Annotated in this window: 23 protein-coding genes, 1 tRNA gene and 1 pseudogene; 11 read left to right on the plus strand and 14 right to left on the minus strand. The window is 65.7% G+C overall.

What is annotated here, in order from left to right; all coding sequences use genetic code 11:
- The first annotated feature begins 144 nt into the window (after positions 1–144).
- Positions 145–759, plus strand: a complete 615-nt coding sequence (locus ACWIE7_RS16105) for an AmiS/UreI family transporter (protein ID WP_454069937.1) — start codon at positions 145–147, stop codon at positions 757–759.
- Entirely contained in the window at positions 756–2,033 is a 1,278-nt protein-coding gene (locus tag ACWIE7_RS16110; RefSeq protein WP_454069938.1) for an SLC13 family permease, read from the plus strand. Before ACWIE7_RS16105 ends, ACWIE7_RS16110 begins: the two co-directional genes overlap by 4 nt.
- A 17-nt stretch (positions 2,034–2,050) precedes the next feature.
- On the opposite strand, the gene ACWIE7_RS16115 is transcribed toward ACWIE7_RS16110, so the two are convergent.
- The gene (locus tag ACWIE7_RS16115) at positions 2,051–3,121 is read right to left on the minus strand and encodes a substrate-binding domain-containing protein (protein WP_295647489.1); all 1,071 of its coding nucleotides are present in this window, start codon (positions 3,119–3,121) and stop codon (positions 2,051–2,053) included.
- A 180-nt stretch (positions 3,122–3,301) separates the two neighbouring features.
- Here ACWIE7_RS16115 and ACWIE7_RS16120 point away from each other — a divergent pair, with 180 nt between their 5' ends.
- A complete protein-coding gene (locus ACWIE7_RS16120; RefSeq protein ID WP_230929960.1) occupies positions 3,302–3,769 on the plus strand; it encodes a MarR family winged helix-turn-helix transcriptional regulator in 468 nt (155 codons plus the stop codon).
- 69 nt (positions 3,770–3,838) lie between these two features.
- On the opposite strand, the gene ACWIE7_RS16125 is transcribed toward ACWIE7_RS16120, so the two are convergent.
- From ACWIE7_RS16125 to ACWIE7_RS16145, 5 genes are all read right to left on the minus strand, one after another.
- Positions 3,839–4,753, minus strand: a complete 915-nt coding sequence (locus ACWIE7_RS16125; RefSeq protein ID WP_454069956.1) for a ketopantoate reductase family protein — start codon at positions 4,751–4,753, stop codon at positions 3,839–3,841.
- A gap of 14 nt (positions 4,754–4,767) precedes the next feature.
- Positions 4,768–5,934 (minus strand): enolase C-terminal domain-like protein, encoded by a 1,167-nt coding sequence (locus ACWIE7_RS16130; RefSeq protein ID WP_295647487.1) that lies wholly within the window; start codon positions 5,932–5,934, stop codon positions 4,768–4,770.
- A 43-nt stretch (positions 5,935–5,977) separates the two neighbouring features.
- On the minus strand, positions 5,978–7,093 hold the full coding sequence (locus ACWIE7_RS16135; RefSeq protein ID WP_454069939.1) for an alpha/beta hydrolase: 1,116 nt from the start codon (positions 7,091–7,093) through the stop codon (positions 5,978–5,980).
- 161 nt (positions 7,094–7,254) lie between these two features.
- Complete coding sequence (locus ACWIE7_RS16140) at positions 7,255–7,866, minus strand: TetR/AcrR family transcriptional regulator (protein ID WP_230929963.1); 612 nt, start codon at positions 7,864–7,866, stop codon at positions 7,255–7,257.
- 91 nt (positions 7,867–7,957) lie between these two features.
- Complete coding sequence (locus ACWIE7_RS16145) at positions 7,958–8,524, minus strand: VOC family protein (RefSeq protein WP_454069940.1); 567 nt, start codon at positions 8,522–8,524, stop codon at positions 7,958–7,960.
- A gap of 225 nt (positions 8,525–8,749) precedes the next feature.
- Between ACWIE7_RS16145 and ACWIE7_RS16150 the strand changes: the two genes are divergently transcribed.
- Genes ACWIE7_RS16150 through ACWIE7_RS16175 form a run of 6 tightly spaced genes read left to right on the plus strand, consistent with a single transcriptional unit; the run spans position 8,750 to position 17,442 of the window.
- Positions 8,750–10,267, plus strand: coding sequence for an ABC transporter substrate-binding protein (locus ACWIE7_RS16150; protein ID WP_454069941.1), 1,518 nt, complete (start codon positions 8,750–8,752; stop codon positions 10,265–10,267).
- A gap of 34 nt (positions 10,268–10,301) precedes the next feature.
- Positions 10,302–11,246, plus strand: a complete 945-nt coding sequence (locus tag ACWIE7_RS16155; protein WP_454069942.1) for an ABC transporter permease — start codon at positions 10,302–10,304, stop codon at positions 11,244–11,246.
- Complete coding sequence (locus ACWIE7_RS16160) at positions 11,243–13,369, plus strand: dipeptide/oligopeptide/nickel ABC transporter permease/ATP-binding protein (RefSeq protein WP_454069943.1); 2,127 nt, start codon at positions 11,243–11,245, stop codon at positions 13,367–13,369. The genes ACWIE7_RS16155 and ACWIE7_RS16160 overlap by 4 nt, the downstream gene beginning before the upstream one ends.
- A gap of 1 nt (position 13,370) precedes the next feature.
- On the plus strand, positions 13,371–14,225 hold the full coding sequence (locus tag ACWIE7_RS16165; RefSeq protein ID WP_454069944.1) for an ATP-binding cassette domain-containing protein: 855 nt from the start codon (positions 13,371–13,373) through the stop codon (positions 14,223–14,225).
- A 41-nt stretch (positions 14,226–14,266) separates the two neighbouring features.
- Positions 14,267–15,841, plus strand: a complete 1,575-nt coding sequence (locus ACWIE7_RS16170) for a class I adenylate-forming enzyme family protein (RefSeq protein ID WP_454069945.1) — start codon at positions 14,267–14,269, stop codon at positions 15,839–15,841.
- Positions 15,727–17,442, plus strand: a complete 1,716-nt coding sequence (locus ACWIE7_RS16175) for a sulfatase family protein (RefSeq protein WP_454069946.1) — start codon at positions 15,727–15,729, stop codon at positions 17,440–17,442. The genes ACWIE7_RS16170 and ACWIE7_RS16175 overlap by 115 nt, the downstream gene beginning before the upstream one ends.
- 162 nt (positions 17,443–17,604) lie before the next feature.
- On the opposite strand, the gene ACWIE7_RS16180 is transcribed toward ACWIE7_RS16175, so the two are convergent.
- On the minus strand, positions 17,605–18,012 hold the full coding sequence (locus ACWIE7_RS16180; RefSeq protein ID WP_454069947.1) for a hypothetical protein: 408 nt from the start codon (positions 18,010–18,012) through the stop codon (positions 17,605–17,607).
- Between the two features lie 78 nt (positions 18,013–18,090).
- On the opposite strand from ACWIE7_RS16180, the gene ACWIE7_RS16185 reads away from it, so the two are divergent.
- Both ACWIE7_RS16185 and ACWIE7_RS16190 read left to right on the plus strand, forming a co-directional pair.
- Positions 18,091–18,408, plus strand: coding sequence for a transposase (locus ACWIE7_RS16185; protein WP_454069948.1), 318 nt, complete (start codon positions 18,091–18,093; stop codon positions 18,406–18,408).
- A complete protein-coding gene (locus ACWIE7_RS16190) occupies positions 18,405–18,671 on the plus strand; it encodes an IS3 family transposase (protein ID WP_454069949.1) in 267 nt (88 codons plus the stop codon). The genes ACWIE7_RS16185 and ACWIE7_RS16190 overlap by 4 nt, the downstream gene beginning before the upstream one ends.
- Positions 18,672–18,730: 59 nt before the next feature.
- Here the strand turns inward: ACWIE7_RS16190 and ACWIE7_RS16195 are convergent, their stop codons facing one another.
- From ACWIE7_RS16195 to ACWIE7_RS16225, 7 genes and pseudogenes are all read right to left on the minus strand, one after another.
- Positions 18,731–19,039 carry a transposase gene (locus ACWIE7_RS16195; protein WP_454069950.1) on the minus strand — a complete coding sequence of 103 codons (309 nt, stop codon included), beginning with the start codon at positions 19,037–19,039 and terminating at the stop codon, positions 18,731–18,733.
- 207 nt (positions 19,040–19,246) lie between these two features.
- Positions 19,247–19,456, minus strand: a pseudogene (locus tag ACWIE7_RS16200) (DUF501 domain-containing protein); the annotation flags it as partial.
- Between the two features lie 175 nt (positions 19,457–19,631).
- Positions 19,632–20,006, minus strand: coding sequence for a hypothetical protein (locus tag ACWIE7_RS16205; RefSeq protein WP_454069951.1), 375 nt, complete (start codon positions 20,004–20,006; stop codon positions 19,632–19,634).
- Between the two features lie 85 nt (positions 20,007–20,091).
- Positions 20,092–21,957 carry a DNA/RNA helicase domain-containing protein gene (locus tag ACWIE7_RS16210; RefSeq protein ID WP_454069952.1) on the minus strand — a complete coding sequence of 622 codons (1,866 nt, stop codon included), beginning with the start codon at positions 21,955–21,957 and terminating at the stop codon, positions 20,092–20,094.
- A 171-nt stretch (positions 21,958–22,128) separates the two neighbouring features.
- Positions 22,129–22,205, minus strand: a tRNA-Leu gene (locus ACWIE7_RS16215).
- 52 nt (positions 22,206–22,257) lie between these two features.
- Positions 22,258–23,253: a Ppx/GppA phosphatase family protein gene (locus tag ACWIE7_RS16220; protein WP_454069953.1), complete on the minus strand. Its 996-nt coding sequence runs from the start codon at positions 23,251–23,253 to the stop codon at positions 22,258–22,260.
- On the minus strand, positions 23,250–23,801 hold the full coding sequence (locus ACWIE7_RS16225; protein WP_454069954.1) for a DUF501 domain-containing protein: 552 nt from the start codon (positions 23,799–23,801) through the stop codon (positions 23,250–23,252). The genes ACWIE7_RS16220 and ACWIE7_RS16225 overlap by 4 nt, the downstream gene beginning before the upstream one ends.
- Between the last annotated feature and the right edge of the window lie 125 nt (positions 23,802–23,926).

The raw sequence follows: 23,926 nt of genomic DNA on the forward strand, positions 1-23,926 counted from the left end.
ACCACTCCCCGCGGGGGGTGCCTCCTCGGTGGCGCCCCGCGCGGGTCCGGCAGGTCGGCGCACGTCCCGCCCCATGCCGGCAGTCCGCCGTGTCCCACATCGGCCAGGCCGCCGAACCACCCCACAGTCTGCAAGGAAGCTCCCATGTCCAGTCTTGCCCTGCTCTTCGTCGGCGCGGTGCTACTCGTCAACGGGCTGGTCCTGTTGGGCCGGGTCGACGCTCGCGCCGCGGTGCCGATCAACCTCATCACCGGCGCCGGCCTGGTCACAGCTGCGCTCCTCATCGCCATCCCGGCCGGCGGTAGCGACCGCCTCGATCTCTTCGGCGCCGTTGGTTACGGCCTGTTCGGGGTCACCTACCTCACCGTCGCGGGCGGCACTCTTCTCCGCGCCGACGGCCGCGCCCTGGGTTGGTATTGCGCGTGGGCCTCGGCGACCGCGGTAGTCCTGGCGGCTATCAATCTCACGTCCGGCGACGCGCGGATGGCGTGGCTGTGGTCCGCTTGGGCGGTGTTGTTCTTCGTCTTCTTCCTGTCGGGCTGCGCGGTGGGCCCGCGATGGGACGTGGCGGCCGGAGTGCTGGCGATCTCTCAGTCGGTCACCACGGCCACCGTTCCGTCGCTGCTCATGATCGACGGCGCCTGGACCACCGTGCCGCTGGGCTGGGTCGCCGCGGCCCATGTGGTCGGGGTGGTGCTCGCCGCGGCTCTGGCGGTTCGGGCCACGGTGCCCGGGCGGGTGAGTCTCGCAACCGCATGAGCCCGAAGCCCAGGCCCCGCGGCGATACCTCACACCTCGCCGCGGGGCTGACTGCCATCACGACGCTGGTGCCGCTCGCCGTGGCCGTCGCGGCGGTGGGCGGCCTCGCCGTTCTCGCACCCGCGCAGGCGTGGGCGCTGCTGGTGCGCCTGGCGCCGGTCCTGTTGTTCGTCGCCGCCATGTCGGTGGTGGTGAACCTCGCGATCGCGGCCGGCGCCTTCGAGGCCGTGGCGCAGTGGGCCCGGCGTCAGCGGCCCGACTGGTTGTCGACACGGGCGACCGCGTGGTGCCAGATCGTCGTGTTGTCTCTTGTGTCGACCATATTTCTATCCCTGGACACCACTGCGATCCTCGTGACGCCGCTGGCTGTCGCGCTCGCACGGCGCGGCGGGCTGAGCCTGTGGGCCGCCGCACTGACGGTCATCTGGACCGCCAACATCGGCTCGCTGCTGTTGCCGGTGTCCAACCTCACCAACCTGCTGGCGGTGGGGTCCGGGGTGTTCACCGGGCCTGGTGCGTACGTGGGTGCGGCGTGGCGCCCGGCGATCGCGGGCATCGGGGTGGCCGTGGCCGCGTCCTGGGTGGCGTTCCGCTGGTCGGCACGGGGTCGTGGCCGCCCCGAGGACGGAGTCGGAGGCGAGGCCGGGGCCGCCGAGCTCGAGCCCACCGCGAGCCGACGCCTGCGTGCGACCCTGGTCACCCTGGCGGTTCTGCTCCCCCTGCTTGCCACGCCGTTCCCCTACTGGATCTCCGCGACGGTCGCCGCCGCGATCATGCTCGCCGTCAACCTGCGCTCCGGGCCACCGCGCACCGGAGAGACGACGACAACGACGACACCGGCACCCCGTCCTCCCCTGCGCATGCTCATCCCGTGGTCCTCACTGGTGTTCGTTACCGCCCTGTCGGCGGTGGCGGCGATCGCACACCACGCGGGCGCTCTGGACGTGCTGGCCCGGGCAGTGGCCTCGAGACAGGACTCCGTGGGCGGCCTGCTGGCCATCGCCGGGCTGGGGGCGTCGTCGTCGAACCTCATCAATAACATCCCCGCGTTCCTCGCGCTCGAGCACGGCGCCGATACTCCCCACGGCATGCTCGCCCTGCTGGTGGGCGTCAACGCCGGCCCGATCATCGCACCGTGGGCGTCGCTGGCGACGTTGCTGTGGCACGACCAGTTGCGCCGCGCCGGCGCGGCGGTGTCGTGGGGCTCGTTCATCGCCGCGGGCTGCGTGCTCGCGCCGATCGCCGTGGCGTTGCCCGTCCTCGCAATGGGCTGAGCGCTACCCGCGGGCGGTCACAGGGTCTCGAGTACCTCGAAGTGGAATACGTCGGCGCGCGCGAGGTTCACAGGCTGCACAGCCTGGTTGCCCACGAACCGCACCTCGCCGCGGGGACCGGAGAAGGTGAGTCCGTCGATGACGCGGTCGCAGTCGCTCACCCGCGTCCCCCCAGAGATACGCGCGAGCTCAGCCAGGGTCTGAATACCCTGATAGCAGGACTGGGCCATGTTGTTCAGTGACGGCGCCGACGGGCCCCGCGCGGACACGTAGCGATCCAGGAAGTCCATCGCAGGAGCGCTGGTCAGGGTGCTGAAGTAGGAGGCCGAACAGTAGAGGTCGATCGTGGCTTCGGGCCCGCTGGCCAGCAGCATGCTCTCGTCCATGAGCGGGCTGTAGCGGATGATGTGATCGGCCAGGCCGACCCGGGCGAAGGCGCGATTGAAGTCCACGGCGTCCTGGCCGACCAACAGCATGAGCACGGCGTCGCAGTTGCCGGCGGCCACTGCGGCGGGCAGGCGCGGGTCGGCACCGTGGCCCATCGGCACCAGGCTCGTGCCCACGATCTCCACGCCGAGACCGGGGGCCGACTCGGCGATCTTCTGCAGGGACCGCACGGGCCACACGTAGTTGGCTCCCACCACGTGCCAGCGGCGTACGCCCAGGTGCTCGCGCATCCAGCGCAGCGCCGGGAAAATCTGCTGCTCCGGAGTCTCGCCACAGCAGTAGATGCCGCGGGCGTGCTCGCCGCCCTCGTATAGCGAGGTGTAGACGTACGGGATGCGGCCGCCCACGAGCGGGCCCAGACGGCGGCGGATGGAGGAGATGTGCCAACCGGTGATCGCGTCGAGTCGGCCCGCCTCGAGCAGCGCACCGACCTCCGCGACCACGGCCTCCGGCGACTGCCCGCCGTCGATGTACTCGATCTCGACCCGGCGGCCGTCGATCCCGGCACAGCGGTTGAGCTCGTCGGCGGCCATCTCGCACACGGACACGCACGAGGGACCGAAGATCCCACCGGGGCCCTGCATGGGGATGACCATGCCGATGCGGTACGTGCTCCGGCTCGACAGCAGGATCTGCTGCACCTGGCCTCTCCCTTCCGTGCGCGTAGTGCTTCTGTGCGCGGGGGCTCACCCGCGTTGTGACGGCCAGGAGCATTCGCCGTTATGCGATCTGGGTCACACGAAACGAGGCCCTGTTGCATACTATGCTTCCATCTGGATATGTTTCAACAGATAGTTTTTCGGGCGCAGGAAGGGACCGGCATGACCAGCTCCACCGACGCCGCCGCGGCGGCACCCACCCCGCCCACCGCCACCTCCGATGAGCTGCTCAAGGCGCTGATCCTGCAGGGCCACCGGCTCCACAGCGCAGTCTCCGCCGTCGGCGCCGCGCACCAGCTCACCGCTGACGAATGGCTAATCCTCGACGCCCTCCACTCGCACGACGGCCTCACCATGTCCCAGATCTCGGCACTCACCCCGCCCTCGGGCGCCTCGCTGACGCGCGCCGTGGATCGCCTGGTCACCCGCTCGCTGGTCTACCGCACCCCCAGCCTCACCGACCGCCGCAAGGTGGACGTCCGCATCAGCGACCTGGGCCGGGACCTGCACGGCGTGGTGACCGCCGATCTCGCCGACCTCACTGCCGAACTCGACGCCGCGATGGCCGAGGAAGCACTCGATCCGGTTGCGTTTGCCGCCGTACTGAACCGGCTTCCCGAGCTGGCCTGAGCCGCTACCCACCGTCGAATACTGGGCGTGACCGAACCTGACATACGCCGCCCGGTTGGTAGCCCCTCGCTACGAAGAGGCGTCCTCGATCTCCCGGACTAGCCTCGTCAGCGCTTCGTTGATCGGCGCGGTCAGACCGACCTTGGCCGCTTCCCTCGGCACGGCCCCGTTGATGAACTCGATCTCGCTTCGACGGCCGGCTTCCAGATCCAGGAGGACCGAGGGCTTGGCGTCTGGCATGCCGGCGGCGAAGTCAATGACGCATGCCTCCGGGTCGAGGTCGATTCCAACCCGATTGGCCCTGGCGATCGCATAGGCTTCGCGCGCCGCGGACAGACTGATCGGCCCCAGCGTCGAACTACGCAGCACCTCCCCCACCGTCGTGCCCGAGATGGCGCAGGGCGCACTGTAGGCCGCGTTGCAGATGAGCTTCGTCCACTGCATCGCGGCGATCTCGTCTACTGCCTCGGCGTCGAAGCCGGCGCCCCGCCACACCGCCGCGAGCGCTTCGACATCGGGCTTACCGCCTCCGGTGTGGGCAGCGAACCGCAGCTCCCGCATCGCATTGTGGTGCACTTGCCCGGGCCTGGTCAGCGAGGCGCCGAACCCCTTGGCTATCCCCACGGACAACCGATCGGGATCCACGTGCTCGGCGACGGCGTCCGCGGCACCCAACCCGTTTTGGATGGTGAGCACCGTCGTCTCCGGCCCCATCAGGCCTGCCAGTCTCGCCGCTGCGGAGCCGGCGTCGGCGGCCTTGACGGCGATGATCACCAGGTCCACGACCTCCTCAGGAGGTCGGGTGAACGCACGGACGAAAGCGGTGTGAGTGCCGTCGGGCCCGGTGACGGTGAGTCCGTAGGAGTCCATCGCCGCAACATGCTCCGCCCAGGAGTCGACGACGACGACGTCGTGTCCGGCTCGAGCGAGTCGAGATGCGTACACCGCGCCCATCGCGCCGCACCCCACAACGGCTATCCGGATGGCGGGCGGTGTCGTCATCGGGTCACCTCCTTGATCCACGAATCCAATCCCTTTTTCTGCTCCAGCCCGAAGCCCGGGGCGTCCGAGGGGTGGATCAGTCCGTCCGACAGGAGACACTGTTCGCTGTACCCGCCGAAGGGCTCAAATACTCCGGGGTACGCCTCGCAGCCACCCAGCTCCAGACCCGTGACGATGTGCAGGTTGATGAGATGCCCGCCGTGCGGTACGGCCGCCGACCGGGGGAAGCCGGCGGTCTCCATGAGGTCGATCATCTGCGTGTACTCCGTGAGTCCGTAGCTCAGGCCCGCGTCCATCTGGAGGAGGTCGCGATCCGGCCGGAGTCCACCGAAGTCGAGCAGGTTCTTGACGTCGGGCACGGAGAAGAGGTTTTCCCCCGTTGCCAGAGCGCCGTCGTACTCCTCGGCCAGATCCCGATGGCCCCGCAGGTCCAGCGGATCTATCGGCTCCTCGTACCACCGCAGCCCGAACTGCTCTAGTACTCGTCCGTAGTCGATGGCCTGCTGGGTGCCGAAACGACCGTTCGCGTCCACCGCCACACGCGCACCGCTGCCGGCGGCCTCGACAACTGCAGCGACTCGCTCGACATCCTGCGCGAGATCGAGGCCACCGACCTTGATCTTCACCGCCTCGTAGTGGGCATCAAAGTAGCCCTCGACTTCCCGGACCAGCTCCGGAATCCCGGTGCCGGCTCGGTAATACCCGCCAGCCGCGTACACCGGAACCCCGGCGGTCGCTCCGGGGCGCCCGTGGTGACGGCTGATCGTTCGCCACGCCGGCTCATCGCCGAGCTTGGCCAGCAGGTCCCACACGGCCAGCTCCACCGCAGACGACGCCGCCGCCCTGTCACCGTGGCCGCCGGGCTTCTCGTCAGTCATCGCGCACGCCAGCACCCGAGCGGGGTCGAGCGCGCCGGTGGCCGGATCGAGGAAAGTGTCCGGATCCGCGGCGAGAATCCTCGGGATCATGCGCTCACGCAGGATGCCGGCCTGACTGTGCCTGCCGATCGAGTTGAACGCGACGCCGGTCAAGGGGCGCCCGTCGCGGATGTGGTCGGTGACCACCGCCACGAGCGACACGCGATGCGCGGAGAAATTCACCACCGCGTTGGAGATCGTGCCCGCCAGCGGGACCGACATCTCCCTGATCTCGGTGATCCTCATCGTGTGCCGCCTTCCTTGCCGTGCCGTCGTGCCCGTGGCGGGGTCACTCGAATCGCTCCCGGATCCAGTCGGCGATCAGATCCGCCTGCACATCGCGCGCGCCCGGATTGAGGAAGTAGTGATTCGCCTCAAGCGTGTGCAGCTGCTTATCGCTCGACCCGATCTGATCGAAGATCGACTGGGCGTCACTGGGAAAGACTCCGGTGTCCTGATTTCCGTTGATCACCAGTGCCGGGACCTCGATATTGGGCAGATGCCGATATGCCCGGGTCTGCGAGTGCTCCAGACTCCACAGCGAAAGCCATGACCGCAGGGTGGTTCCCGAGGCAATTCCGAACACCGACCGGTTCGCGCGCTCGGGCACTCCGGCATAGCAGGAATTCGGCTCGCGATTCGTCGGCTCGAGCGTCGGGTCCACCATGCGGGGATCCGCCCACGTCCGGAAGACGGCGAAGGGACGGTCGTGGTAGCCGGCCGCCGTCAGCCGCTCGAGTTCCGCCACGACCCAGTCGGTGATGTGGTCGTTGCGCCGCTCCTGCGCGGCCCGGTAACGGTCCACGAATTCGGCGCTGAAGGGCGGACCGTTGACGCCGGCGAACAGGTCCAGGCTGTCATCGGTGGCAACGGGGTCGTTCTCGTCAACGACCGCGCCGTCCATCCAACTGGTCAACACCTCGGGTCGCCCCAGGTGTGCCGCGGAGGAGATGTAGCCATCGGCCCGGGGCAGCTCGTTGACGCCCGCGGTCAGCTTCATCCCCGGCAGCGCCGTGACGGACGGCGCCACGGACTGCGAGTGGTAGGCGGCCATCAGCGAGCCGCCGCCGGAATTGCCGAGGAGAATCACCTTCTCCACACCGGCCTGCTCACGCAGCCAGCGCACGCCCACCCCGATGTCGCTCAGTGCGGCATCCAGGATGAAGTGCTGCTCCGCGCCCCTGAAACGGGTGTTCCACCCCAGGAAGCCGAAGCCCCGCTCGGCGAGGAAATGCGACATGTAGTGCTCGGAGAAATCGATGTTGTAGTGCGTCGCGATCACCGCGATACGAGGCGTGGTGCCTGCGGCCTTGTAATAGACGCCCTGGCACGGGTGTCCCCCCGCACCGGCGCGGGGCAGATTAGTACTCGGGAGACCAACGAACTCCCGCTCAACCTTGGTCATGGACCCTCCTCGGGACTCTCACGACCCTGCCAACGGATTTCAGCCGCGAACGGTGTGGTGACCCGGGCGGCAGTCGGCCTCTGGGGATGCTGCGAGTCCGGGTGGGACTGCCAGAGCAACAAAGTCACATTCCCGGGCGAGGGCGCTGTTCGTGCGGGGTGCTATTCGCGCCAGAACACTGCGCGATACCACAATTCCGTCAACGTCTCGATGCACTGCTCATCATCCGCCGTGGCATCGCGACCGTTGGCAAGGTTCTCGTAACAGAATTGGTGCAACATACTGACGATCGCACGGGCGGCCAGGAAGGGGTCGAGAGTAGGACAGAATCCTTGGCGCTGAGCGGCGCGGATGCCACCCTCGATTCCCTCTACGGCCTCGCTGCTGAGGTCTTCCCAGACCTTCGCGAAATCGTCATTGATCATTGACAGCTGGTACACACCGATCATCTCGGCAAGATGATCACGGTAGGTGTTCCAGTGTGCACTCGCCGCAGCCCGAACGCGCTCCCGCGCCGAGCCCTTGGCAACGTCTTCGACACTCAGCCGCTGCCGGGCCGCATCTTGGAATTGCCGGGCCCACGATTCGAGGAGTGCTTCCTTCGAGTCGTAATAGTTGTAGAAGGACGCCGGAGATTTTCCCGCCTCCTTCACGATGTCCGCGACCGTCATCTTGAGAAAGCCTCGTTCGGAGATCACCTTTCGGGCCGCCCGATGGATGGCCTCCTGGGTTTCCCGACCTCGTCGCGTCGGCTTTACCTCCGGCACGGTCATCGCGAACCTCCTCGTGGACTTTCTCCAAGTACTTACCGTAAACCGAAGGCACTCGGGTGAGGACAGGCTTCGGTCAGCTCGCGTCCGTGTGTTAGGCGATGGCGCGCGGCCGCCAGTCCGCAGCAGTCTTGGGCTCGTGGGAGACGTCCTCGGGAGTGAACTCACGCATCCAGCACGAGAACTCCAGCAGTACACCATCTGGGTCCTGGAAGTAGAAGGATCGAACGTACACGTCGTCGTTCATCTCCAGCGCGATCTGCGACTCGGAGTTGTCGTGATTGACGATCGGGCCCACCTTGATGCCCTCCGCCTTGAGCTTCGCCCGGTACTCGGGGAACTTGTCGGCGGGAACCTCGAACGAGACATGGTTGAGGGATGAGACGGCGCTGAGCCACTCGCCGAACCCGGGGGACGACACGGGCGCAGAGATTCCCGGAACGGCCTCTGGGGCGTCGGGGAACCAGAAGAACGCCAGCGAGTTTCCATTGCCCGCGTCAAAGAAGAAGTGCTGCCCGCTGCCGTCGGGCAGATCCACCGTCTTGATCAGCGGCAGCCCCAGGATCCGGGAGTAGAAGTCCACAGTGCGCGCCATGTCGGAGCACACGAGTGCAACGTGACTGAAGCCGCGCAACTCGAATTGCTTGTTCTTGTTTTCCATGAGTGCCTCCTCCAACTGAGGTCCGTGAGAGCCTGTCGGCAAAACTGACCCTAACATCAGGTTCAGTTCTGTGTCCACACTTTTGGTGACCGCGATCACAGGTCAGCGCCCGACTCGAATCGCGTGAGGGGGATCACAGAATCGCCTTGACAGAGACCTGGGTCACATCTATAACTGAATCTGAAGTCAGGTTTGTATCTGGCCCCGTCAGACAGGAAGAGTCACATGAAACGACATACTTTCCGCGCATCGGCTGCGGCAGCCGTCGGCCTGGTCGCGGCCGCGAGCCTCACCGCCTGCGGTAGCTCGGGCAACGATGCGCCAGGGCAGCTTGTCGCTGCGACGCTGGTCGACGTGCAGAGCTTTGACCCGACCGTCAATCCGGGTCAGGGCCAGCGGGTCTTCCTGGACCCCGTCTACGACACGCTGCTGCGCACCGATGCCGAGGGCAACATCGTCAGCGGTGTCGCCACGTCCTACGATCTGACGCCGGAATACCTCGACCTGACCTTGGAAGAAGGACGCGAGTTCAGTAACGGCGAGTCACTTGACGCCGAGGCGGTCGCGGCCAACCTCGAGCACCGTATGGCGTCCGCTGGCCCGGCTTCCGGACCGTTCGCCAACGCGTCCGGCATCGAGGTCACCGGGCCGAACACCGTTCGGATCCTGCTCGACCGCCCCGCGCCGGCGCTGCCGATCGGCTTGACCGATGTCGCCGGCATCCTCGTGGCGCCCGGATCCCTCGACGCACCCGACCTGGGAACCAATCCCGTCGGTTCGGGTCCGTATGTCCTCGACGAGACCGCATCGAGCGCCGGCGTCAGTTACGTCTACGTCCCCAACGAGCGATTCGCCAACGAGGAGGAGCAGACGCTGGATCGTCTCGAGATCAGGGTCCTCACCGATGACGCTGCGCGCGCAGCCGCGATTCGATCCGGCCAGGTGGATATCTCGCAGATCGCACGAGCCCAGACCGAGACGGTCAGCTCGGGCGATGTCACGGTGGACACCTTCCCCGGCAACTACTGGATGCTGCACTTCACCGATATCGACGGCACACAGGCGCCGGCCCTCGAGAACGAGACCTTCCGCCAGGCGGTATGTACCGCGATCGACACCGAGTCGATCGCCGAGTCGATCTTCTTCGGCTACGCCGACGCCCAGAGCCAGGTCTTCCCCCCGGGCAATGAATTCCACGTCGAGGACCTGACCGATATCTACTCGTTCGATCCGGAAGAGGCACGCGAACTGCTCGCCGAGTCCGGCGTGACCGACACCAGCTTCACAGTTCCGGCGTTCGGGCCGATCCAGAGCGTCGCCGAGGCGATCCAGGGCAACCTGCGCGATGTCGGGATCGACATGGGCATCACCGTTGTACAGCCGGGAACCCTGGATCAGGAAAATCGGGAAACCAACTTCCCGGCGATCATCACCCCCATCAAGCAGGTCCACCCGCAGCAGCTCTACGTCGACCGCCTGGCGACCAACGGCCCCCAGAACCCGTTCACTGTCCCGCACCCGGAGATCGATCAGGCCTACGAACGGGCGGCCAATGCTGAACAGGACGAGGAGCGCGCCGCCGCTTTCGCCGAGATGCAGACGCTGACCGCCGACGAAGCCCTGTGGTGTGGCCTGTTCCAGGACCAGTCGATCGTCGCGTGGAACTCCGAGAAGGTGCTCGACGTGGAGAACTCCGTGGGGTGGCCCATGGGTCCCTCCTTCCGTGGCGTGACCGTGCAGTAACACCGCGACCAACGCCCAAGAGGAGATCAACACCATGACCAAGCTGATCGGTTACCGCTTACTGGCGCTCATCCCGGTGCTCCTGGTTCTGAGCATCGTGACCGTCGGCCTCACGGCGATCATGCCCGCCAACGCCGCGGACCGTATCGCCGGTGATTCGGCCACCCCGGAACAGGTGGCCGCGGTCCGGGCGGACCTCGGGCTGGACCTGCCCTGGTATGAGCAGTACTGGAACTGGTTGACCAACGCGGTGGTGGGTGACCTCGGGAACTCCCTCATGGACCAGGCCCCTGTTCTGCCGGTGGTCATTGATCGACTCGGCGTGACCTTGTCGCTGGCGCTCGTCGCCACCGTGATCGGCATGGTGCTCGGCATCACCGCCGGCACGGTGGCGGCCCTGCGGTCCGACTCGCTGCTCGACCGCGCCATCACGATCCTGTCGTCGGTGGCGCTGGCAATGCCCGCCTTCTGGATAGGCCTGATCCTCGTCTCGGTCTTCGCCCTCCAGCTCGGCTGGCTGCCGGCTACCGGATACATACCGTTCTCCCGAGACCCGATGGGCTGGCTGGAATCGGTGATCCTTCCCGGATTCTCACTGGGGTTGATCGTCACCGCGATGCTCGCCCGCCACGCACGGGCGTCGATGATCCAGGTGCTGCAGATGCCCCACGTCCGCACGAGTCGGGCCATGGGACTGCGAAACAGGAGTGTGATCGGCAAGCACGCCATGAAGAGCTCGTTGAGCCCGGTCATCACCACCATGGGCTTCCAGTTCGCCTATCTCCTCGGTGGCGCCGTGGTTGTTGAACGGGTCTTCGGCATCCCCGGGTTGGGAGACCTGGCACTCAACGCGGTCACCGAGGGCGATATGCCCATCATCCAGGCTGTTGTCATCACCACCGGACTGTGCGTGGCACTGGCCCAGCTGGGCGTGGACATCACCTATGGCTACCTCAACCCCGAGGTGAGGGCGCTATGACCAGCACAGCCACCCCCGACGATCAGACCCTGCTCCGGGATCAGAACAGCGAGGACCCCTCAGTGAAAACTGACACCGGCTCCCCCACCACACCCGCAACAACCGGCACCGGGAAGAAACCGGGCGTCGGCATTAAGGGTAATCCACCCCGCGGCCAGTGGGCGAAGATCTGGATTCGCATCCGACGTGACCCCGTCACCATCGGTGCGATTGCCGTCCTGGCGATCGTGCTGATGTGTGCCGCGTTCCCCAGCCTGATCGCCCCCCTCGACCCCCTCTCCACCAACCTCGCTCGAACCCTGGAGTACCCCTCGGTCGATCACTGGCTCGGCACGGACTCCCAGGGCCGCGATGTCATCTCCCGCCTCGTTTATGCCGCACGAATCGCCGTGATCGCCGCGGGGCAGGCCACGGTCATCGCCATGGCGATCGGCATCCCCATCGGCCTGCTGATCGGCTTCGTGGGCGGCCCCCTCGACAGCATCATCATGCGATTCGTCGACGGTTTCACCTCGCTGCCCGGCCTGATCGTGGCGATCGCGATCATCGCCGCGCGTGGGCCCGGAATCGTGAACGCGATGCTCGCCGTGGGCCTGGTCTTCTCCACCACCTTCGTCCGGGTCACCCGCGGTGAGGTGCTCAGCGCCCGACGCCAGCAGTACGTCGAGGCGGCGCAGGTGATCGGCACCAAGGCGCCGGTCATCATGGTGCGCCACATTCTCCCGAACATCATCGGTCCGGTGGCCGTGCAGGTCTCCCTCACCATGGCCGCGGCACTACTGGTTGAGGCCGCGTTGAGCTTCCTCGGCCTGGGTGCCCAGCCACCGGACGCGAGCTGGGGCGTGATGATCGCGGAGGCCGCCAACCTGATCGGCCTGAATCCTCTGCTGATCCTGCCTCCGGGAATCGCACTCGGTCTGACCGTACTGAGCCTCAACATCGTCGGTGACACCCTGCTCAGCGCCATGCGCGATGAGCCACTGCGCACCAACTGGCGTCGGATAGCCAAGCGATCGTCGTCGTCGGCGCGCGTCATCTCCGAGCCCACCGCGATCAATTCCGCGGAGACGGTCGAACCGCGGAACGGTGTCACGCCCACCGTGAGCCTGCGCGGCCTGGACGTCACAGCGGCACGGGGATCGGAGACCATCACCCTGGTCGACAATGTCTCGCTGGACGTCATGCCCGGCACCACGTTGGGCGTCGTGGGCGAATCGGGCAGTGGCAAGACCATCACGGCGCTCGCCGCGATGGGCCTTCTCCCCCAGAGCGCGCGCCGCACGGGTGGCCGCGTCTTCCTGGAGGGCGACGACATCACAGACTACTCCGCCAACCAGCTCCGCCGGCTTCGCGGGCAGCGCATGGCGATGATCTTCCAGGAGCCCGGTGCCGCACTGGACCCGGCGTTCACCGTGGGCAACCAGATTACCGAGGTGCTGCGCACGCATCAGGGTTTGAGCCGCGCGGACGCCTACGAGAAGGCCGCGCATCTGCTCGAGCGCGTGGGGATCCGCGAACCGCATCAACGGATGAAGAGCTACCCGCACGAGCTGTCCGGGGGCATGGCGCAGCGCGTCATGATCGCCCTGGCCATCAGTTGTGATCCGGTGCTGCTGATCGCTGATGAGCCCACCACAGCGCTCGATGTGACGCTCAAGGTCCAGATCGCCGACCTACTGGCCGGCATCCAGGACGAAACCGGCATGGCGATGATGTTCGTGACCCACGAGCTGGGGATGGTGGCCGAGGTCGCCGATCGGGTCGCGGTGATGTACGCCGGCCAGATCGTCGAGGAGCAGGACGTCAACGACCTGATGCACTCGCCCCGCCACCCGTACACCTCGGCACTGCTCCAGTCCAGCGTGCAGGGTCAGCCGCGTGGCATTCCCCTCAGCGTCATCCCTGGCACGGTTCCCTCGCCCGGCAACCGGCCGCAGGGCTGCCGGTTCGCCCCGCGCTGTGAGTTCGCGACCGTCGAATGCACCTCCGCTCCTCCGGAGCTCACCCCGACGGTTCCGGCGGCCACCCTGGGGGATGCCGTCCGGTGTATCCACCCGATCAACGCGCATCAGGGTGGTATTGACCTCAGCGCGTCGTCGGCCCGAAAGGCAAAGGTGAACTGACATGGCGCCACTTCTGGAAATCAACAACCTGCGGGTGGAGTTCCGATCCCGGGGTCTGTTTCGGCCCCACAAGCCGTTCGTCGCCGTTGACGACGTGAGCGTGAGCATCGAAGCCGGGCAGACCCTCGGCCTGGTCGGCGAATCCGGATCCGGAAAAACGACCCTTGCCCGCTCCGTGCTGCGACTGACTCGCGCCGCCGGCGGAAGCATTCGCTTCGACGGCCACGAGGTCACCGAGTTCGGGCGGGTTCCACTGTGGTACCAGCGACGCGTCCAGGCCATCTTCCAGGACCCCACCGCGAGCCTTAACCCCTCGTGGTCGGTGCAGGACATCATCGCGGAGCCCCTGCGAGTCCACACTGATCTGAGCGGTGCCGAGCGTGCCGCCAGGGTCTCCACGCTCATGGAGCAGGTGGGGCTGGACCCCGGCCTCGACCATCAGCGCCCCGCGGCGTTCTCCGGCGGTCAGCGCCAGCGGATCGGGATCGCACGAGCCCTGGCCACCGAGCCGGACCTCATCGTGTGCGACGAGCCCGTCAGTGCCCTGGACGTCTCCACCCAGAGCACTATCGTCAATCTCCTCAACGACGTGCAGCGCGAGACCGGGGTGGCCTACCTGTTCATCGGTCACGACCTGGGCCTGATGCGGCACGTCAGTGACCGGTTGGCCGTGATGTACCACGGCAAATTGGTCGAGGAGGGGCCGGCGGAGACCGTCTACACCGATCCGCAGCAGGACTACACACGCCGGCTGCTGGATGCCGCACCCGGGTTCGATCCGGCGGAGCAACAGCGCAAGCGCGACGCCCGCACCACGCGAGCCGCCAGCCAGGTTCTCGAAGAAAGCACTGTCTAACTCACCCGTCTGTCGACGGCATAGCGGAAGGATCTTCTTCAGTGATCTCTTGGGTACATATCATCTCGTGGCGCGCAGAGCGACATCCGGACCTGCCCGCACTGATCGACGACCTGGGGCAGACCCTCACCTATCAGGAACTGGCCGAGGAGGTCGAGCTTCTCGCCGGCGGTTGGGCGGCCAAGGGGATCAAACCCGGTGACACCGTGGCGATCGTCGCCCGCAACCGGGTCGACTGGATCAGCCACATGTTCGCTCTGAACAGGCTCGGAGCCATCCCCACCGGAATCAACTGGCGACTGGCCGCTCCAGAGCTGCGGGCCCTGTTCTCGGTGCTCGAGCCCGCGGCCATGCTGATAGATTCGCCCAACGAGGAGAAGGCGCGGCAGGCCGCGCCAGACCTCCCGGCGGTCAAGCTCCGCGATCCGGACGCCCGGGGGGTGGTGACCGGTCGTGCCTCCGATGCGTTCCAGGGTCCTCCCCCGCCCTTCCCCTACGAGTGGCTGCAGCCCAAGTCCCCGTGCGTTCTGCTCCATACCAGTGGCACCACCAGCGCTGTTCCCAAGCTCGTCACCATCTCGCACAGTCGACTGGTTGCCAGCGCCACCTACCTCAAGCTGGTCGTCCCCGAGGCGGTGGAAGGCGCGCGGCACCTGCGTGCCATGCCGTTGTTCCACATGGCGGGCCTGGCAAACATCACCTACCCGCTGTTCACCGGCGGAACGACGTATATCCAGTCCGGATTCAACCCGGGATCGTTTGTGGACGCGTTGGTGTCCGAGCAGATCCAGTTCACCAACCTGGTGCCGAGCGCAATCGCGATGGTGGTGGACGAGATCCGGTCCCGACCCGATCCGGTGGACCTGTCCTCGCTCATCGAGATCGGTTACGGAGCGTCGCCGATCTCCCCGGATGCGTTGCGTGACGCCATCACGACCCTGGGTTGCCGGTTCCGGCAGAACTACGGTTCCACCGAGACGGGTGGCTTCCCGGTGACCACGCTGGACCCGGAGGACCAGTACCCCGAGTCACCGCACCTCAACACCGCCGGCCGGGCCGCCATGAATTGGGAGGTCAGGATTGTCGACGACGAGATGCGCGACGTGCCCGCCGGCGAACCGGGCGAGCTCATTGTCCGTGGGTCGGATCCGTTCGATGGCTACTGGAACAACCCAGAGGCCACTGCCGAAGCCATGACCGACGACGGCTTCTGGCGACTGGGCGACATCGCGGTGCGGGATGGTGAGGGGTACATCAAGATCATCGACCGTCTGAAGGACATGATCGTCTCCGGTGGGGAGAACGTCTATCCGGCCGAGGTCGAATCCGTGCTCAGCAGGTACCCCGGTGTTCGCGAGGTGAGCGTGATCGGCATTCCGGATCCACGTTGGGGGGAAGCCGTTCACGCGGTGATCGTGATGGACCCCGCGGTGCAAACCGACACCACCGCCGACGCCGACGCCATCACGACGTGGTGTCGGACCCAGATCGCCAGCTTCAAGTGTCCGAGGTCGATTTCATTCATGGACGAACTCCCGCGGAACGCCACGGGCAAGATCCTCAAGCGGGAACTGCGAAAGGCGCATTGGACGAACAACGAGAGGGGCGTGGCATGAGCCGGGAAAGCGGCAGTCAGAGCAGCGGCAGTCTGACCGACGCCGAAAGGCGCCCGAACTTCGTTCTGATCATGGCGGATCAGCTCCGCGCCGATCATCTGGGGTTCGGCGGTAACGCTGTGGTCAAGACCCCCAATCTGGATGCGCTCGCCGCTCGGGGAACCGAGTTCACGCGCACCTACGTGGCCAATCCAATCTGTATGCCCAACCGCGCGAGCCTGCTCACGTCACGGGTGCCGTCGGCGCATGGGACCCGCTTCAACGGCATCTCCCTGGACCAGGACGCCAACACGTTCGTGCGAGCACTGCGTGCAGCCGGGTATCGCACGTCGCTGGTCGGGAAGGCGCATCTGCAGAACTACGGGAACGCACCTGAGTTCGCGCGGGCCATCACCGCCAACGGCCCGTCGAGCCCCGGAGTTGATGCCCGTCGCGAACCCGGGTGGGATCGCTGGGAGAACCAGGAGTTCCACAGCGAGGGACTGGTGGACATGCCGGAGGACTACTACGGCTTCGACCACGTTGAGCTGGCGATCGATCACGCCGACTACTCCGGTGGGCACTACGAGCACTGGCTCCGTGCCCAAGGCTTCGACCCCGCCAAGCGGACCGTTGAGCACGCGGCGCAGCGCTACGACGGCTGGAACCAGGTGTATCAGCCCGCCATGCCGGAGGAACTGTATCCCACGTCGTGGGTGGGCACCCGGTCGGTCGAGGCGATAACGACGGCAGCGGAGTCCGGGGAACCGTTCTTCCTGCAGTGCTCCTTCCCAGACCCGCACCATCCCTTCGCGCCACCGGGCCGGTTCTATGACATGTACGATCCGGCCGAGATTCCGCTTCCGGAGACCTTCCACGACTCTCACGAGGGGTCCTCGAAGCGGATTCGCAACATGATCAATCATCGGGGCGAGCAGCGCGGCGGCGAGATGGCGCCATTCGCCCCCAGTGAGGAGCAGTTTCGCCAGGCGGCGGCGAAGGAGTACGGCGCGATCTCGTTCATCGATGAGATGGTGGGGAAAGTGGTCCAGTCGCTGAGCGATACAGGAGTTCTGGACAACACAGTCATCATCGTCACCAGCGACCACGGCGACATGTTCGGCGACCACGGCCTACTCCTCAAGATGGGGCTACATTACGAGGGCTGTGTTCGCATTCCCCTGACGTTCACCGGTCCCGGGGTCGGAGCATCGTCGTCGAATGGATTGACGTCCACCCTCGATATCGGACCCACCATTCTGGATCTGGCCGGGGTGCCGGGCTACACGGGCATTCAGGGGCACTCGCTGGTCCCGGCGCTCACCGACCCCGGGCACCGGGTGCGAGATGCCGTGTATATCGAGGAGGACCAGATGTTTGACGCCTTCCGCCTCGGGATCCCCACGCAGTTGCGGACGGCGATCACGGATGAGGCTCGGGTCACCGTCCTCCACGGGAGCGACGACGGCGAGTTGTTCGACCTGCGCAACGACAGGAACGAGATGCACAACCTCTGGAACGATCCGGAGCACGCGGACCTCAAGAGTCGCATGCTGTTCCACCTGCTGCAGGCGCAGCTCGACCACACCGACACAGTGCTGCGCCCGACCGCGATGGCCTAGTCGTAATCGCACCCAGAGACACGCCGCAAGAATGCACAGGGCGTGGTCCCCACAACTCGCCCTGATTTGGACCTGGATTCAGCGGACCGATACGGTCCAAATCAGGATTTCCCGGCCGCGTGCCTGCGGCAGGGGGGTACGCACTGCTGAGTCTGGCGAAGGTCAGTTCAGGGATGCCCTAACTTCGACTGTCGCGTACCACCACCGGGAGATATAAGGGCTGACCCGGAGTTCGGGATGGGCCGAGACGTGGTCGACGAACCACTCAGACAGCCCATCCCAGTCGCGATAGTCTCCGGGCGGATGCAGCTGCCAGCCAAGTTCCTCGAGGGTCCAGTGCGCCTTGGCCGAGTTGCGCAGCATCGAAGTCGTGACCCAGTTAGGTGCGTCGTCCGCCCCGCCACGTGAGACCGGCACGACATGATCGAGGGACGGGAACAGCTCCCAGAAGGCGAAATGCGTCTTTGCCATCGCCCAATTGGGGTGCGCGGGGAACTCTTCCGGAAAGTGGGACGCAAGCACGCGAAGCACCCCGGCGTGGACCAGTCGATCCTGGCTGTACCTGTCCACGAATCCGTCACGGTAGTACACTGAATCGCCCCGGGTTTGATGGAGACATCGATTACCCGGGAAGGGATCATCAAAGCTATGGGAGCACCTCGTAAGTACCCGGATGAGCTTCGTGAACGAGCCACGCGGATGGCGCTGGAAGCACTGGCCGACCCGGATCGCTCACATGGTGCGATCGTGCGGGTCGCCGAGCATCTCGGCGTGCACCGCGAAGCGCTGCGGACCTGGGTGCGCAAAGCCCAGGCTGAGGGCCAGGACGCTTCGTCGGTGTCCGCCGATCGCGACGCCCGCCTGGCGCAGTTGGAGAAGGAGAACCGCGAGCTACGGCGGGCGAACACGATCTTGAAGCAGGCGTCGGCTTTCTTCGCAGCGGAGCTGGACCGTCCACAGCGTTGAAGGTCGAGTTCATCGACCGGCACAAGGACGAGCACGGTGCCCAGCCGATCTGCGACGCCCTGGCCGAGACCAGCGCCGCGATCGCGCCTTCGTCCTACTACGCCGCTAAGACCCGGCCACCGTCGGCGCGGTCGGTCCGGGATGCCGAGCTGACCGCGGCAATCACCACGATGTACGAGGAGAACTACCACGTGTACGGAGTCCGGAAGATGTGGAAGGAGATGGGGCGCGCCGGCCACGAGGTCGCCCGCTGCACTGTCTAGCGATATTCCAAGTACCCGGCACGCCACCGCGACGGGGATGCCGCCAGCGGCGCGCTCGCTCACGAGCGGGTACCACCTTTTCCCGGCAGATTCGCCTGGGACACGTAGACAGCAGCGCGGCGCAGGACCTCGTTCTCCTGCTCCAATAGGCGCACACGCCGCTTGGCTTCTCGCAGTTCCTGGGATGCCGCGACGGTCGTGCCAGGCTTGATCGCGGCCTCGACGTCGGCCTTGCGAATCCACTTCTGCAACGTCATCGGGTGGATACCGAAGTCGGCGGCGATCTGCTCGATCGTCACACCGTCTTCACGGTTCTTGGCGACGCGGACGACGTCGTCGCGGAACTCCTGGGGGTGGGGCTTGGGCACAGCAATATCCTTCCAGGCCCGCCCCACAGGGTAAGCCAGATCAGATGTCACCTACTCGTGCACCAGGCCCAAACCTGGGGCGGTTCAGTTCAGAGTCCGGAAGGGCCCTTTTGATGTGAGCGTTCGGGGCTACCGAGTGTCCTGCGTATCGGAGTATTGAGCCCGCCCTTGGACAAGTATCGGAGGTTCACTCCCAATCCGGAAGGGTCGGTAATTGTCAGCCAGTTCGGGCTCACGGGCCAACCTCGTCGTCATCCCCCTCATGATCCCCGCGGACTCCTGCCGACTCGCCTCGGCGGTGAGCCGCGGATCGGTGAGGTAGTACAGCGTGGGGAACGGGGTGCCGTCGTCCAACCGCGGCGCGGTCTTGACCACGCCGGGCTTGCCGTCCGGACTGCTGTACGAAACCTCCAGCAGCGGGCGCTGCTTCCAGACCCGCGAACCAGCACGTCTGGGCCCATAGTTCCCGGGCAGCTTCGCTCGAGCGAAACTGCACGACGCGCAGCAGTCCGATGACCGGTGATCCGCGCCAGGTAACGAACCGGCAGGATAGTGGAGAGCACGGACCTCAGTACTTGCGACGCGCGAGAAGCTATCCCCTTAGCAGCTTGTTTATGACGTTGTCATCGACGCCAATCACCGGCGCTCCGCCGGAGATCGCCTGTGAGCGGATTTCGAGTGATAGCTGCCTGGGGATTAGCGTAGGGTCGCCCAGTGCAATTCCCTCGAGAATTGCTAACTGTGTTACCGGGAAGCGCGTCCGATAGCGGACCTTTCCTGCAGCGATCTCATCAGGCCATAGCAGACTCTGGGCGGCCGTTACCGGGCCAGTTCGCTCGGCAATTGTCAAGGACATCGTTTTCTCGAACCACTCCGAAGGTGGTCTCCGTGGGCCGCCCGGCTTTATCAGCGATGAGATGAATACATAGTCGAACTTCTTCGGCGATGCGGCGAGCTCAGTCGGCAAACCCCACGTATTCCTTTCCATCCCATACGTTAAGTTGCGGTACTCAGCCTCCGAAAGATACGTCAGTAGCACTCGTTTCACGCGGCTACTCACCCGCCGAATTGATGAGCCGGTCGAACAAGGCCTGTGTTTCGGAGTCAGTCGAGTACAAATACGTCCCGCGCATGCCCCGCGTTAGCAGGACTTTGTACGTGTTCTTGATCGCGCGCTCAAACTCCGGAAGCGGCGCATTCCGGACTTGGTTATCCCGGCTGTGTTCGGGCTGCGCGACCCATCCTCCGTCTCGCCATACTAGATCGGGACCGAAGATCACTCCTGAGTAGTCGTACTCGAACCCCTGGGCCGTATAAATGCATCCGACTTGACCGAATCCTGCTGGGTCGGTGGCCCAGAATGGGCGACCCGGCGCGTCGCCGTGCTTCGAATCCTTCGGGTTATTCCAGGGACGAGCCCAGTCCCCGATTTCCACATCTGGGTAGAGGAAATCGGCCTTGGGTTTCTGGTCCCACTTCCAGCAGTATCCCGCCGAAATCCGAGATGAGAACCCGTCGCCGATCAGCGTGCTGAGAGCCGCCTCCAGTTCGGACGGGCTCTCCACGGTCTCTAGGACGAAGCCGTCGTCGCCGGTCCATTCAATGGGGCCGTCTCCTTTCAACCCGAGAAGGTTCAAGACCCAGGACTCGTACAGCCGGCTTCCCCCGCAACGGAACTGGCCGTCCAGATCCACCTTGACGACTTCGCAACCCATCCGATCCGCGGCGCCCTGAATCTCTGAGACGGTGCCCCGCTCCCCAGGACGGACCACCTGGTACTCGTCCAAGAGGAAGACTGGTACCCGAGCGGCGTCGATGAGTTCCTCAACCTGCGGGCGCCCCGTGCGTTTCGATGCCGGCGTATACCGGTTCGTCGATGTCTCCTTCACGCGATGCGCCTCATCGTTGATCAGGACGTCCAACGAGTTCTTCTCCGCGTCGATGAACTGGTTGTAATACGTGAACAACTTGCGCACTTTGGGCGCACGCGCAGCCGCAACCTTTCGAAGGGTGTTGGTGAATGCGGAGGATCCGGTCGCATGCATTACGGTGCGTCCGCGGCGGGCGAGTTCACCCATCAGGCTCAGAGCGATGACGGACTTACCGGACCCCGGCCCACCAGTGATGATGACGACCTGCTTCGTATTAGCGCCGTACGCCCTGTCGACCGCGCGCATCACGAGCGAATAAGCCACCTGCTGCTCGTCGAGCAGGGTGAACTGCTCGCGCCGCTGCACCTCGTCGGCTGCAACTGCAAGTAGTTGCTTGCTCGGCTTCGTGGCCGAGTTCATCAGCGCATCCGCCGCGTCTGCACCGGACTGGGGTGCGAGACGAGAAGTGAGGAACTTCAAGAACTCTTGACGTCGACTAGAAGTGAACAACTGGCCGTGCTGCGAGGGCTCCATCAAGAACAGCCCCGCGACAGCCTCGTCGACGGCATTGTGGAGGTACGCCACGCCCGCCAGTTTGTCTCCCTCGCCATTAAGCATCCCGACCATGTCTGCGATGTATTCGCAGTACGCGCGAACCTGCTCGACCGGATGAAGGCGCGGTTGATTGAAGGACTCACTGAAGATCACATCGTCGGTTCCATCGACGGGAATCGCCGTGTTCCATTGCTTGAGCTCCACGACGACGTATGACTCTTCGCCGGTACGCGGATGCACCCCGCAAAGCACCACGTCGGCGCGCTTGCTATTCAAAGGAAGCCGATACTCGAGGAGCATCTCGACCTCGTCGAGCCCCGCATCCTGCAGATCGCCGACCAGCACGCGGATGCTCAGATCCCAGGACTTCACTTCGGACGGACTCGGGCGGTATCCCATTCGATGTACAAATTGATCAACTAGATGCTCGGTGAGCGCACCCGCTTCAATTAACGATGCGGCGGCGGCGACCGATCTACGGACGAGCGGCACTGAACTGACTCCCAGGGCATGACGAAATTGCCCGGACGGGTGGGAGTCTCGTCCACTAGTGGACTCGCGCTGTCATACCGAACGGCTTGCATTGTCAGGCTACCTAGGAACGGTGCAAACCTCGGCGGGAATCGGCGTACGCTTGAGAATCTGAGTTGCATACTTACTAATTGGTGCCCCCAGTCGGACTCGAACCGACACTTTGACGGTTTTAAGCCGTCTGCCTCTGCCAATTGGGCTATGGGGGCTTGCCGGCCCCACCGGGGCGGAGCAGGGTGGCGCGCAGGCTGGCGGGCCAGTCTAGGTGGCCAGGCGGGCCAGAACCGACATCGCGATACCGTCGAGAATATCCTTCTCGCTCACCGTGATGTCAGCAATACCAGCCCTCTCAGACATCAGATCACACAGCGCGGAGGCAACAAGCGCGCCTCCCCCGATCACGTCTGCACGCCCCGGATGCATGGGCTCCACACCACGCCGCTCGGCGATCGGCAAAGCCACCACCCGAGCGCACACTTCACGCATCTGCTCCAGCGAGATCACCGAATTATGCAGCGCCACCGGGTCGTACGTAGCCATCCCCTGCGCCACCGCAGACAGGGTGGTGAAGGTGCCGGCCACGCCCACAAAGCGCTTCGCCCGGCCCAGCGGAAGCCCAGATGCCGACTCCAGAGCCTCCGCAATCACGCGACGGGCCTCCGAGACCTCCCCGCTGCTCGGCGGGTCCGAATGCAGCGTCCGCTCCGTGATGCGCACACAGCCGATGTCCACGCTCTGTGCGCCGAGAATGCGCACGTCGCCGTCGTCGTACTCCCCCACCACAATCTCCGTTGACCCGCCGCCCAGGTCGGCCACCACAAACGGCCCCTCGCGCGGATCCAGATCCACAACCCCGCCGGCGAACGTCAGCTGTGCCTCCGTCTGCCCGGAGATCACCTCGGCGGCCGCGCCCGGGAAGGACTCCCCCAGCAGGTCGGCGGTCATGTCGAAGAACTCGGTCTTGTTGGCGGCGTCGCGGGTGGCGGAGGTGGCCACCATGCGCACCGACTGCACGCCGAGATCCTTCATGGTTCTGGTGTAGTCGGTCAGCGCGGTGCGGCAGCGGGAGATGGCGCCGGCAGAGATCCGCCCGGTGGCGTCCACGCCCTCGCCCAGGCGGATGATCCGCATCTCGCGGACAACATCCGTGAGCCCGGCCTGGCCGGGCACGCCCTCGGCCACGAGCAGGCGGATCGAGTTGGTGCCGCAGTCGACCGCGCCGACACGAACTGAATCAACACCGCCGGGCGTGGTCACTGCTCGTCCATGGCGCGGTAGTCGGGGATGCCCAGCTCCTCGGGTGTCGGCCAGTTGGCGGGCAGGGCGGTGCCGCGCAACCCGGCCTCGCACGCCAGCGCCACCGACTCATCCCCCAGCCGCACCACGCCCGGCCCCTCGGCCAGCGCGTACGCCATGAGCACGTGCAGGCACTTGACCCTCTCGGGCATACCGCCGCCGGTAAAATCCGTGCCCAGGTCCTCGATCTGGTTCCGCTGCGCCAGGTACCGCTCGTGCGCGGCCTGATAGTTGGCGGCCATCTCCGGGTCCTCGGCCAACCTCGCCGTCATCCCCCGCATGATCCCCGCCGACTCCTGCCGGCTCGCCTCGGCGGTGAGCCGCGGATCGGTGAGGTAGTACAGCGTGGGGAACGGGGTGCCGTCCTCGAGCCGCGGGGCGGTCTTGACCACGCCGGGCTTACCGTCCGGGCTGCGGTACGACACCTCCAGCACGCCACGCGGCGGCCGGCCGAGTTGGGCGGCGATGGCGTCGAGATCGTCCTGGGAAACGCGTGCTTCAGCGCTCACGCTGGGGGTCCTCCTGTGACAAGTTACGGCGCGGGTTCGGCGCCGGGGTCGGCCGCCTCGGGCTGGTCGGGATTCTGGTCGGCGGGGTCGGTGACGCCGTCGGGGTGGGGCATCACCGGGGTGGG

This window comes from Dietzia sp. NPDC055343 (assembly GCF_053645265.1).